A 12,157-nucleotide genomic window follows, 5' to 3' on the forward strand; every position below is an offset into this window, starting at 1 on the left:
GGTGCGACCATGAGGGGCTGGGACTCTCTTCGTAATCCTATGTGGATTTGACTCCCCATTATTGCCTAACCATGCTCAACATGAAGCGCCTGTAATCAGCGGGCGCTGCTGTCAAAGCAGAAAGAGGAACGGTTTCGATGAAAAAGGTGTTGCAGTGGATCGGCGGGTTCTTCGTTGTACTGATCGTAATTGGGCTTGTTGCGGGGGATCCAGATTCAGGACCTAACTTCTCCACAGACTCGGGCGCGAGTGAAGGTACGTCCAGCGGTTCCGGCGATGGGCAAGACTATGAGATTTCGGATCTCGGTGTGGAAAGGGGGGAGTTCGGAAACGAACGGATAACCGGCATCCTAGGGAATAACAGCGGTCATGAAGTCAGCTATGTGCAGGTTGAGATCAACCTTTACGACTCTGAAGGGGTGCAGACCGGAACTACAATGGCAAACACCAATAATCTTGAGGCCGATGGTAAATGGCGCTTTAAGGCCATGCCGACCAGTGACTTCTCAAAATATAAGGTCACGGGTGTAAGCGGGTTCTGACGCTTTTGGCTTTTGCCACTAGGCGGCCACCATTAGACGCGTTCTCGCCCTTGCGAAACACACCTTTCAGGCAGAGCCCGGTGCGAGCTGTGGCGTTGATCCGGGAAAACTCGTCCCGGATTGATGGATTGTCGCCAGCAGGTCCCGAACGATGAAAGGGCGATGGAGCGGGAAGTGGCCAAGGAGAAACGCCTGTCTGAACAGCTTGAAACTCTCCCGGAATGGGCTCTCGAGCCGCCGAAAGCTGATGGAAACGGCTTTTACGGAGTTGGTATTGCGCGTTCAGAGAGCATGAGTGCAGCCATGGATAAGGCTGGCCTCAAGGCGGATTTTGAGCTGGCGAAACAGGTGCGGCAGCGAGTGAGCGGTCTGAGTAAAGACTACACAGCCGACAATGGATCAACCGGAACGATTGATGAGCGGTTTGAGCAAGCGGTCGAACGTCTGGTCTTGCCAGTTAATATGGCCGGACAGCAGGTAGTGAAGCAGGAGATGCGCGTTGTCGATGGCGAGTTCTCAGCAGTGGTACTCAAACAACTGTCTTTTGACCGCATGGAACAAATGCTCGCGAAGCATCAAAGCGTTGCCGGCGTTGGTGCTATGAGCTCTGCTTTTGAGGAGCTTCGAGCACGCATTGAGGCTACTGAATGAAGAAGATCGCTCCCGGCCGGCTGCATAGCTGCGCTGCAGATCAGGTTGTTGGCAACTAGTCTGATCTCAGTGAAAGTCTGGAGGTCCAAAAGAGTTCCAACTTATCAGAGTACAGCACTGAGTCGGACTATGAGATCCAGACATTTCTGCAAAAGTTTTTACATCGATTGTCGAAGCCGCAGATCTAGACTCAATGCAGGTTTCACATTGTATTAAGCTTTTTGGTTGGTACGGGGTTGAACTGCTCGTAACATGATGCGCTTTAAGCTGATGCAGCCGATGAGTGCTTCGTCCTCTCTCCCATCGTCGGGTGCGGGGTAGAACCCGTAGCGCCTGCAGAATGTAAAGAGGTTAATGACAAGTGGCATTCGGGGCTGCTTTAAAAGTTCTTATCGGAGTCACGAGAAAACACCCTGTTCCAGGAGACAAATTAGAAGGAGGAAACGTGTCCCAAACAGTCTCTGCGAAACGCTATGCCCAGCTGACCGGAACTGAAGTAGATGAAGTGGTCAATAAAATACGGTCTGGGCAGCTTAAGGGTTACGAAAGCCAGAGCAATGGTTGGTATGTTCAAGGTGTTGAACCTGATAAGTTCGAACCTGCTAGTGAAGCAACGGCTACTGGCAGCGCTAACGTAATGAGGTCATCCGAGCCAGCTTCCTCCGGCTCGAGTAGCAACAAACCACGTCGTAAAACAGCGCCAGATGGGATCAGTCAGGCGTTGACCGGGATTGCATGGTTCGCGATCGCAATTGCTGTGTTGATCGGCCTAGTCATCGCTGGCATGAGCAGAGGTGATGGTCAGGGGCTTTTCTTGGGCTTTGTCTCCGTCGGTCCAATGATCTTTGGGGCTTTGCTTCTTATGGGCTTTGCTCGAATGATTCAGTATTTGAAGATCATTTCGGAGAAGCCGTAGGTTGGGTGTGTGACAGGGTGAAATCGTATTAGTCGCATTAATCAATAGCGTGTCTGAAGCGAGACGAACGCGGTAGTCAGCTTCGCTGCGGTCTGCATCGTTTTTTGCTATCCGGCACAAAGCGTGTTTACAACGCTCTCGCGAGTAGCGTAGCCCGCTTTGAGCTTTTAATTTGACAGCTCCTTTCATATTTAATCAACCCGTGATTCAGCCAGAAGTTTGGTTGGCTATCAGGTGAATTAGCCACTGTTTTAAAGATGTACAGAGGGATACTACATAGGGAAGTGTGTCCGGTTGCCGCCAAAAAGGCGGGAATCGGACAGAAGATGAACAAATTGACTGGGGATATATCGCTGAAATCGGTCTATCTCCGGCTCGGACCCCAGAATCGGCGCTCAAGTCCGGTTATTCAGAGGTTCCCTAAGCAATATGCGAAAGGTGGCGACAACTACGGCATTGTAGCGGCCATCCGAGAAGCTGAGATGAATAACAGCGCTAACGAACAGAGCGGAGGCACCGATGGACGTTATCCGGCAGCTCCCCCCAGCAATCAGGTAAAACAACCTGCCGTACGCGTTGCCGTAATGGAGAGGGACTGTTTCCGGACATACGGTGACGGCAGCGGGAAGCGTTTTCAGGCTGAACGGCGCTATGACCCAGTGTCTGGGGACTGGGAGTATGATCCCGGGTCCTGCTAGAAGCGCAAAAACTGCTCAGGGATGAGCCCTAAGTTTCAGAAAGGACCGCTTGTCCGCACAAGAGTCTAAAGGACGGATCTGCATAGTATCGGCTCTCTTGCGCTACGCACCATACGGGCTCCAATTGTGTGAAGTCTCCATCACCCGTTGGCCAGATTCTGGTGAGAAAACTCAATCGCAACTATATGATTTTAAAGGTCACTAAATGAGCGGAATGAGCGTTCACTGTTTTGTGGATAGAGCGCTTATTTGTCTGATTTAAAATGATAAAAATGGTCCGGAATCACAGAACTGCAACTCCGTTTACGCCGGTTCGATCCCGACCCGCGCCTCCATTATCCTGATTTCACGTTCTTTTCCGGGTAAGGCGCCCCAGCCGGGCAATAGCTGCATCCACCCGGTCCGCGTCCGCAATACCACAGTTCACCCTGAGATAGCGCTGGAACCGCTCCGTTGAGGAAAACAGGGGGCCGGGCGCAATGCTGATGCCTTCCTCCTGAGCGTCCTGCTGCAGGTTGAGCGTGTTGGCGTGCTCCGGCAGCTCCACCCAGAGCACGAACCCGCCCCGCGGCCGGCTGACCCTTGTGCCCCGGGGGAAGTGTTCCTGTATGCCGCGGGCGACCCGATTGACCTGGCGTTGATAGATCCTGCGGATGCGCCGCAGGTAACGGTCATACCCCCCCTGGTCCAGAAACCGGGCCAGGGCGAGCGTCTGCAGGGTTGGAGCGGCCTGGTTGGTGGCGTACTTAAGATAGGTGAGCTGGTCCCGGAAACGCCCGGGTACTGCCCATCCGATGCGCATGCCGGCCCCCAGCGTCTTGGAAAAGGAACTGCAGTACAGAATACCGCCGTCCGTATCCCATGCCTTTGCGGCCCAGGGGCGATCACCGGTGAAGCCCAGCTCGCCGTAGACGTCGTCTTCGATCAGGGGAATGCCCTGGTCCGCCAGCAGCCGAACGGTCGCTTCCTTGCGTTCATTGGAGGCCAGATGGCCCAGGGGGTTACCGTAATTGGGCATGGCCACGCACGCCTGTATGGGCCAGCGCTGGATAGCGCTTTCCAGGGTTTCCGGGTGAATGCCGCCACCGGGTTCGGTCGGCAGCTCCAGAGCCCGCATGCCCTGGGATTCAATAGCCTGGAGGATACCGTAGAAAGTGGGCGACTCAATCGCGATCACGTCGCCGGGGTTGGCCACGGCGCGCAGACTCAGGGAAATGGCTTCCTGGCAGCCATTGGTAATGACCACGTCATCCGGGCTGATATGACAGCCGGCGTCTGCCATCCGACGGGCGATCTGCACCCGCAGGGATTCATCCCCGGGAGGGAAGTCATAACCCGCTACACGGTTCCTGTGGACCCGCCGCGCATGCCCGATGCAACGGTCCAGGGCCGTCAGAGGAAGCAGTTCGGGGTCGGGAACAGCAGTCCCCAGGGGGAGCAGGGCAGGGTCACCATACTGGCGGATCAGCTCCAGTACACGGGCCTGGCCGGTGACCAGTGTGGGGCCGTCCTCGGTGCTCTCGGGCTTGCGCCACTCCACCGGGGCGGCATCCGGTTCCTGGACGTAGAACCCGGAGCGCGGCCGCGCCCGGATGATGCCACGGTCCTCCAGCAGCTGGCATGCTTCCACGGCAGTGGCCAGACTTACCCCGAACTGCTGTGACAGCTTGCGTATACCCGGCAGGCGATCCCCGGGGCTGTAGACACTGTCCTCAATCTGCTGGGCGATCTGCCCCGCCACGTCCTCATAGAGCCACTTGCCCATCTGTACTCCTCAACTATATCGCCCCTGACGCTTCCATAGGGGAAAACCGAAAACTGTAATGGTATCTTTTTTACGTTTCTGAATCTGTACCGTCAACGGGAATCTGCGTACAGTCTGTCTTGGTCGTGGTCGGACGCCGGCATCAAACCCGCCCGGCGTTCCCGTTCCCATCGCTGGCCAGCCTGGTCCTTCAGGCGGTGGTGCCAACCACCTACCGATGGGGAAGCGGTATGCAATACCTGCGTACGGTTAACCACGGCAGGACTCCCTATCTGATTCAAGCGGATGTTCCTGCGGACCAATTTTCAAGGAGAAACGAATCATGACAGCTGTAGAAAACGCGAATGCCGGCGAACAGTACGAGCAGTATACCCCCAGTTTCGCCGAATACTGGGATGACCTGGTCGGCTGGGATGATCGCCTGGAACGCGATGGACCCTTCTACGGACGGCTGCTCAACGCTCACGGCGCAAAAGACGTCGCCGACGTTGCCTGCGGTACCGGCGTCAACGCCGTAGCCCTGGCTCTGGGGGGCTTCAAGGTCACCGCCACTGACGGCTCAGAGAACATGCTCGAAAAGGCGCGGGAGAACGCCAAGGCGCGTGGCGCATCTTTCAATAAATCCTGCGTTGCTGACTGGCTGACCCTGGACGATACCCTGGGCAAGGAACAGTACGACGCCATTGTGTGCCTGGGTAACTCCTTTACCCACCTGTTCGACCACGAGCAGCGCCGCGATGCCCTGCACGCCATGTTCCGGACACTGCGCCCGGGTGGCATGCTGATCATCGACCACCGCAACTACGACACCATGCTGGACGAGGGCTACAGCTCCAAGCATGCGTACAACTATTGCGGTGACGGTGTGGATGTGGGCCCGGCCCAGCTGCATCGCGGCCTGGCACAGTTCCACTACACCTTCAAGGACGGCCGCACTTTCCAGCTCAACATGTATCCGCTGCGTCAGAACTACGTGACACACCTGCTTGAAGACGCAGGCTTCGTCAACGTTGAGCGCTACGGCGACATGCAGCGTCCATTCGTCCTGAACGAGGTGGACTTCATTCAGCAGGTTGCTTTCCGTCCGCCGGAAGCATAAACACTGCTGAGTGCTTGTGTTGAAAACCCTGCGGTTACGGCCGCGGGGTTTTCTGTTTCTGGACCTCTGATTGCGTTCCCCTGCAGGGGTTTATACAATCCTTCCGCCTTTCCTGATCCTTCTGCGGCTGTGGTGGAATGGGTAGACACTGGGGACTTAAAATCCCCTGCCTTCGGGCGTGCCGGTTCAAGTCCGGCCAGCCGCACCATCCTTTTCCTTTAACGCTTTCTCAGCGGGTGAGTTCCTCGGCCCGGGCATCGTTGCCAGCCTCCCTGTGGGCGGCAGCCAGGTGTTCACGGATTTCCGCGGCATCCGGCGCCAGTTTGTGGGCCGATTCCAGAACCTCGATGCTCCGGTCCAGGTCACCGTTGCGGAACAGTATCCAGCCGTAGGTATCCACAATGGAGGCGGCCTCCGGGTTGCTGTCGTAGGCTTTCTCCGCCAGCGCCAGAGCGCGTTCCGGTTCGTCCTCATGGAGAAGCCAGGCAAGGTTGTTCAGGGCAACGGCATTGTCGGGTGCCAGTTCAAGGGTGTGCTCGTAGGCTTCGCGCGCCGCTTCCCGGTTGCCGGTACTCTGCTGCAGCATCGCCAGCTCCAGGTACAGCCGTGAGGACTGCGGGAACTTCCCGGTGGCTGCCTGGAGTACCTCGATGGCACGGCGCCCGCGCTCAGCCTCACGCAGAGCCTGCACCTGGCGCACGACGGTCTGCGGTGAATCGGATTTATCCCGGGCCAGCTGGTACAGGTCCGCTGCCTGGGAGTATTCCCCCTGGCTGGCCACATAGTCCGCTTCCAGAAGGAAGGGCCTGGGGGAGGCAGGGTGCTGGGTTTTCATTGAACGCAGAATATCCCGCGCATCCGAGGCTCGGTCAGCCTCGAACTGCAGCTGAGCTTCCAGCAGGGCCAGGCCTTCGTGCCCGTCATAACGCTGACGACCCTGACGTACGAGTTCCCGTGTGCGGCTGTCGTTTCCACGGCTTGCAACTGTCCGGGCGGCACTCAGGTAAGCGCCGGCGACCACCGAGGCCTCCTGGTTGCTGTCGTCCAGCCGGTCCTGGATGGTGGCAACCAGCTCGAAGGCCCTTTCATCGTTACCATCTTCGAGAGCCGCCTCCAGCAGATACCGATGGGGGGCTGTTGCGGAATCACTCTCCTCAGCCACCCGGGCAAGAAAGTCCCGAGTAGCATCTCCAGCGTCGTGATTCCCGGCGACGGACACGAGATCCCGGATATACCGTGGATTGTCCGGTGCCAGCTCAACCGCGCGGCGCAGATGCTCAATAGCGGGCTCTGGGTTGCCATCCCGGGCATGGAGTGCGCCCAGAGCATGGTGGCTGGCAGGCGACTCATTCATTCCTATGGCCTCCCGGTAATGCTGCCGCGCCGCATCCGAATCGCCCCGGAGTTGCGCCACGTCGCCAGCCAGGTTGTGGGCAAGGATACTGCCAGGCTGATCACTGAGCCACTGATTCACCACTTTGCGGGCGGCCTCGTGGTCACCGTTCTCGGCCAGGAAGCGGGCCAGAAACGCTCGCGGCTGCTCCGCATCCGGTGCCCGTTCAATGGCGGTTTCAAGCTGTTCCCGCGCTTCCTCGTTGTTGCCCTCGGAGGCGAGGTATCTGGCAAACCGCACTCGCAGGTCGGTGTTGTCCGGTGCCATGGCCAGGGATTGCTCGATCATGGCGCGTCCGAGCTGATTTTCACCGCTGCTGAGCGCGGCGATGCCGATCAGTGCCACCACCCCGGGGTCGTTGCCTTCCGGATCCAGTTCTTCCAGCATCCGGCGTGCCTCTTCCGGGCGCTGGAGCTGAATACGGGCAGCGGCCAGCATCTTGGTGAGCTCACCGGATTCCACCTTATCGTCGTATTCCGCCAGCAATGATTCGGCATCATCCATGCGGCCCTGCTGGAAACGGATGATGCCCAGCAGGATGCCAGCGTCCTCATGCCCTGGTGCCTGGGCAAGTACCTCCTCGAGATGGCTGGCAGCAATAGACAGGTTGCCTTGCTCATAGGCCTCACGGGAGGCTGCCATGCCCGAGCGGATCGTCCCCGGGGCAGAATTCGCCAGCATTTCTTCGTAGACGAATGCCTGTGAGGCGTTGCCGTTCTCCCGCAGCACTTCGATCAGCGACGAAATGGTCTCGTATTTGCGACGGGTCATGACATCGTAGCGTCCGATGCCCTCCAGTGCCTGGGTGTAGGCGTCAGCAGCCTCCTCAAAGCGGCCTTCCCGGTGGGCGAGCCGGGCCCGCCAGAGCCAGACCTCGGGATCCTCCGCATCCTGCTCCTTCGCCGCCTCCAGGTGTTCCCGGGCTTCCTCGGCCTCACCCTCTTGCCAGGCGAGGCGTGAGAGCCCCAGGTGCGCCATGATGGCCCCCGGGTCGGTATCCAGGGCGCGTTGGTAAGCCTCGCGCGCGGCTCTGGCATCGCCCGCCTGGCGATGGGCGTCGCCGGCAAGACGGTGTGCGGTAAGCTGCTGGTTCCGCGCCGGTTCCCGGAGGGCATCGAGTGCCTCAATGGCACCATCCCAGTCCTCGCGGATCAGGCGCGCCCGGGCGCGGGCGATGGCCATGCGGTTGAGGTGGTCCCGATGCTCGGGCTCCTCCTGGTCAACCCGTTCCGCGAGCTCATCGAGTCTGCGTTCCGCTGTGTCGCCATCGCCCGCTGTAATCAGGTTTCTGATGATCAGGAAAAAGGGCTCAAATTGCTCCGGCTTCAGCTCCATCGCATTGCGGGCCTCCTGGGTACTTGCCTGGAGCTCGCCCTGTTCGCGGAAGAACTGCGCCTGGTCCATATGACTCAGGTATTCAACTTCCTCCTGGCTCATCTGATCATCGTTACTGCAGCCTGCCAGCAGAGCCAGAAGCAGCACCAGCGGAAGCCATGGATGGATCGGTTTCATTGGACCCCCTGAGCGACCGAGGTCGCGATGCTGTACTTGTCGGTGAGGTTGTAGAGTGTTGGCCGTGTGACGCCCAGAAGCCTTGCCGCCTGGGCCATGTTGTAGTCGGCGCACAGCAGTGCCTGGGTGATGGCACGCCGTTCCGCGTCCTCACGGACCTGGCGCAGATTGAGGGCGGCGCTACCACTTTCATCCGCGGAGTCGAGCTCCAGATCGGCGGCCGTGATGCGTTTGCCTTCGGCCATGATGGTGGCGCGCTTGACCTTGTTGATCATCTCCCGGACGTTGCCCGGCCAGTGATAGGCCCGCAGCGCATGCAGAGCGTCTTCCGAGAAGGTGAGGGTGGAGCGGTGCATCTGGCCGGCGAACTCCCGGAGCAGCGACTGGGCTATCAGAACGGCATCGCCCTCGCGCGCTCTCAAGGGGGGAACCGGCACGGTAATCTCGCTCAGGCGGTAATACAGGTCTTCCCGGAACTGCTGGTTGCGGATCAGGGTCTCAAGATCCTGGTGGGTGGCGGCCACTACCCGCACATCCACCGGGATGGAACGCACGCCGCCAACCCGCTCGATGACCCGCTCCTGCAGGAAACGCAGCATCTTCACCTGCAACGACAGCGGCATGTCCCCAATCTCATCCAGAAAGAGGGTGCCCCCGTGGGCCATCTCCACCTTGCCCTGCTTGCTCTGGCTGGCACCGGTGAAGGCGCCTTTCTCATGGCCGAAAAGCTCGCTCTCAAGCAGGTTTTCCGGGATGGCGGCGCAGTTGATGGCTGCAAAGGGCTTGTTGAGACGGGGGCTGAGGTCGTGCAGTGCACGTGCCAGAACCTCTTTGCCAGTGCCGGTTTCGCCGGTGATCAGGGTGGTGACATCCGCGGGGGCGATCTTTTCGATGGTGCGGCATGTGGCGATCATCTGTGGGCTTGAGGCGATGATGCCCTTGAGGCGGGCGCCATTGTGCCCAACGGCCAGCCGTTCGTTCTCGCGCTCGAGTTCGTGGAGGCGGAAGGCGCGGTTGACGACAAAATTGAGGATGTCGCTGTCCAGCGGCTTCTGGTAGAAATCCGCGGCACCCATCCCCACGGCCCGAACCGCGTTCTCACGGTCCTCGCGACCGGTCACGACAATGACCTTGGTGGCGGGTGCCAGGCCCAGTATATCCTCGAGAAGGCGGAAGCCTTCGCTGGCCCCGCCCGGATCCGGAGGTAGCCCCAGGTCCAGTGTCACAACCTGGGGTTCACACCGGCGCAGGGCGGCCATGGCCTCCTCACGATCCTCCGCGACGGTGACATCGGTACTTCCATCAAAGCACCATCGCATCTGGCTCTGAAGGCCAGGGTCATCTTCTACGATGAGCAGACTACGTGGTACGGCATTTCCCTGCATGGCTTTTCCTTACTGAGGCCAGCGCGATCCACGCTTCCTAGCTGAGGGTATGCTTTCTGTTGTCTGATTCCAATAGTGGATGATGATTAACGTGATTCCTTCTGCATTTCAGGCTCTTCACGGGCCTCAAGCGAGATCAGTGGCAGCCGGATGGTGAAACAGGAACCGAGCCCGGGTTCGCTGGTGACATCCATGGCGCCTCCGATCTGCCTGACGTATTCCTGGGCCTGGTAGGCCCCGATGCCCATGCCGGTCAGTCCCTTGGTGCTCTGGAAAGGGCGGAAGAGTGAATCCCTGATGAAACTCTCGCTCATGCCCTGGCCAGTATCCTGGACAAACAGGACCGCGGCCCCGCTGCCTGCCTTGAGGGTGAGGCTGACTTCGCCTTCCCGGGGCGTCGCATCCTGGGCGTTCTGGACCAGGTGCGAGAGCACGTTCTGAAGCTGCTGGGGATCGGCCCGGACGATCACTCCGGAAAGTGGTCCCTCATAGACGGGCCGGGGCTCCTGAACGCTGCGCTGATGCACGACCTTCTGGGTGAGCGCTGCAACATCCAGATTGGTTTCCCGTTCCTCGGTCTCGGGTTGCCGGATGTGCTCGACAAGACGGGACATCTTGTTCACGGCATGATCCGTGGTGGCGATCATGTCATCGATGAACTGGGGGTTGTCCCTGTGTTTGGGCGCGTTACTGACCAGCAGGGACAGCTGGGCGATCAGCGTCTTGAGATCGTGAACCATGAAGGCGGAGGCCTTGTTGACGGCCTCGAACTGCAGAGCCCTGGAGAGGCGGCTCTGCGCGTCCGCCTGGGCCAGGAAGTTGCTCAGCTGCCGGCCCACGACGCGGATCAGGTCGAAGTTCTCCCAGTTGAGTTCAACCCTCGTGTAGGGAGAGCCAACAAGGGCGATGCCGTAGAGTTCCCGCCCCAGGTAGAGTGGGATGATGAGCCACTGATCATTGAAGTCGAGGATGGCGTCCGGGACTTCGAGAAGGTTGTAGCGCACGGGATCCACAGAGTATTCGTCCATGTCCAGGATCCATTCCCGCTCGCGGAAGAACCGCACCAGTTCGGCATCCCCGTCGATCTGCTTATGCTTGGGCGGCTCCAGCCCCACTGCGGCCTGGAACGAGAACTGGCCTTCGTCATCACGCAGCCAGAGGGCTCCGGTGCGGCTTTCGACCAGTCCCGCCAGGGTGCGGATGGCCCGTTCCGGCAGGGGTGGGTCCTCGTTGAGGTTGCTGAAGGTCTCGGTCATCTTCAGCCATTCGTCGCGGTAATCGTATTTGTAGTTAAAGAAATTCTGGCTGAGGAACATCATGACCCGGGCCCTGAACCAGCTGGAGGCCATAAGGAGCACGAACAGCAGGGCAAAGGCGGCGATGAACACCACCTGCAGACCTTCTCCCCATTCCCCGCCCGCCAGTCGGACGTAGTAGCCACCGATAGCGACAATCACCAGATAGACGCCGCCGAAGACCAGGGTGCCGGCGTGATAGACGAAGGTGCGCGAGAGCTGCAGCTGGACGGGCTGGCGTCGGGCGTTGATCAGGTTGACGGCGAACAGCGGGGTCAGCAGGGCGTTGACCGCACCGCGGGCGTCCCAGAGCCCACTCGACATGCGGTTGAAGAGCAGCGCATCGGCGTACAGGAGGAATTCGTAGATGAAAATGCCAGCGATGCCGAAGCACAGGTAACGGATGCTGGAGCGTCCGTAGGCCGACGCATTGCGCCAGATCTGCTCCAGCACACTGATCCCCAGCAGTGAAATGGCCAGCTGGGCGAACAGCGTGGCGCGGGCTGAGAGCAGGTTCAGGTCCAGCGCCCATCCGGCGAGCGCGGACACCATCAGGACACACAGGATCGTGATAAGGGCACCACTGGCGAACAGCAGCATCCGGCGGGAAAACAGACTGTGATCCCGGGCATCGCGGATCAGTGCGAACAGAACCAGGATCCAGACAGTGTTGCGGGCCAGTTCCGTGATATAGCGCAGGGCGAATTCGGGCCAGCCCCACAGCGTCTGCGCCACAATAACCATGGCCCAGATCGTGGTAAGACTGGCAGCGAGAAACAGGGCGCGGTCGCTGCCCCGACGCAGGTAGCGGCAGGCGGTGAAGCCGGCGAGCACTCCATAGACAACCGCCGCCGCAAGGTGGCTGACAACACCGAACTCCAGCAACTGTTGCTCCCTTTGC

8 protein-coding genes and 1 tRNA gene are annotated in these 12,157 nt (G+C 59.5%); 5 read left to right on the top strand and 4 right to left on the bottom strand.

Annotated features, from left to right (window positions below; genetic code table 11):
- The first annotated feature begins 137 nt into the window (after positions 1-137).
- The 3 genes from H4I92_RS15105 to H4I92_RS15115 all read left to right on the top strand — a co-directional run bounded on the left by H4I92_RS15105 (position 138) and on the right by H4I92_RS15115 (position 2,109).
- Positions 138-542: an FxLYD domain-containing protein gene (locus H4I92_RS15105; protein WP_077531357.1), complete on the top strand. Its 405-nt coding sequence runs from the start codon at positions 138-140 to the stop codon at positions 540-542.
- A 162-nt stretch (positions 543-704) separates the two neighbouring features.
- Positions 705-1,193: a hypothetical protein gene (locus H4I92_RS15110; RefSeq protein ID WP_223073631.1), complete on the top strand. Its 489-nt coding sequence runs from the start codon at positions 705-707 to the stop codon at positions 1,191-1,193.
- 445 nt (positions 1,194-1,638) lie between these two features.
- Positions 1,639-2,109, top strand: a complete 471-nt coding sequence (locus H4I92_RS15115) for a hypothetical protein (protein ID WP_143512722.1) — start codon at positions 1,639-1,641, stop codon at positions 2,107-2,109.
- Positions 2,110-3,153: 1,044 nt separating this feature from the next.
- On the opposite strand, the gene H4I92_RS15120 is transcribed toward H4I92_RS15115, so the two are convergent.
- Positions 3,154-4,572, bottom strand: coding sequence for an aminotransferase-like domain-containing protein (locus tag H4I92_RS15120; RefSeq protein ID WP_077531360.1), 1,419 nt, complete (start codon positions 4,570-4,572; stop codon positions 3,154-3,156).
- A 322-nt stretch (positions 4,573-4,894) separates the two neighbouring features.
- Here H4I92_RS15120 and H4I92_RS15125 point away from each other — a divergent pair, with 322 nt between their 5' ends.
- Entirely contained in the window at positions 4,895-5,671 is a 777-nt protein-coding gene (locus tag H4I92_RS15125; protein ID WP_077531361.1) for a class I SAM-dependent methyltransferase, read from the top strand.
- A 123-nt stretch (positions 5,672-5,794) separates the two neighbouring features.
- Positions 5,795-5,879 (top strand) — tRNA-Leu (locus tag H4I92_RS15130).
- A gap of 21 nt (positions 5,880-5,900) precedes the next feature.
- Here H4I92_RS15130 and H4I92_RS15135 read toward each other — a convergent pair.
- The 3 genes from H4I92_RS15135 to prsK all read right to left on the bottom strand — a co-directional run bounded on the left by H4I92_RS15135 (position 5,901) and on the right by prsK (position 12,141).
- Positions 5,901-8,576 carry a tetratricopeptide repeat protein gene (locus H4I92_RS15135; protein WP_077531362.1) on the bottom strand — a complete coding sequence of 892 codons (2,676 nt, stop codon included), beginning with the start codon at positions 8,574-8,576 and terminating at the stop codon, positions 5,901-5,903.
- A complete protein-coding gene (prsR, locus tag H4I92_RS15140) occupies positions 8,573-9,961 on the bottom strand; it encodes a PEP-CTERM-box response regulator transcription factor (RefSeq protein ID WP_077531363.1) in 1,389 nt (462 codons plus the stop codon). Before prsR ends, H4I92_RS15135 begins: the two co-directional genes overlap by 4 nt.
- Positions 9,962-10,047: 86 nt before the next feature.
- The gene (gene prsK / locus H4I92_RS15145) at positions 10,048-12,141 is read right to left on the bottom strand and encodes an XrtA/PEP-CTERM system histidine kinase PrsK (RefSeq protein ID WP_077531364.1); all 2,094 of its coding nucleotides are present in this window, start codon (positions 12,139-12,141) and stop codon (positions 10,048-10,050) included.
- Positions 12,142-12,157: the final 16 nt, after the last annotated feature.

Origin of the sequence: Vreelandella halophila, from assembly GCF_019903425.1 — a bacterium.
GTDB classification, from domain to species: Bacteria; Pseudomonadota; Gammaproteobacteria; order Pseudomonadales; family Oleiphilaceae; genus Halospina; species Halospina halophila.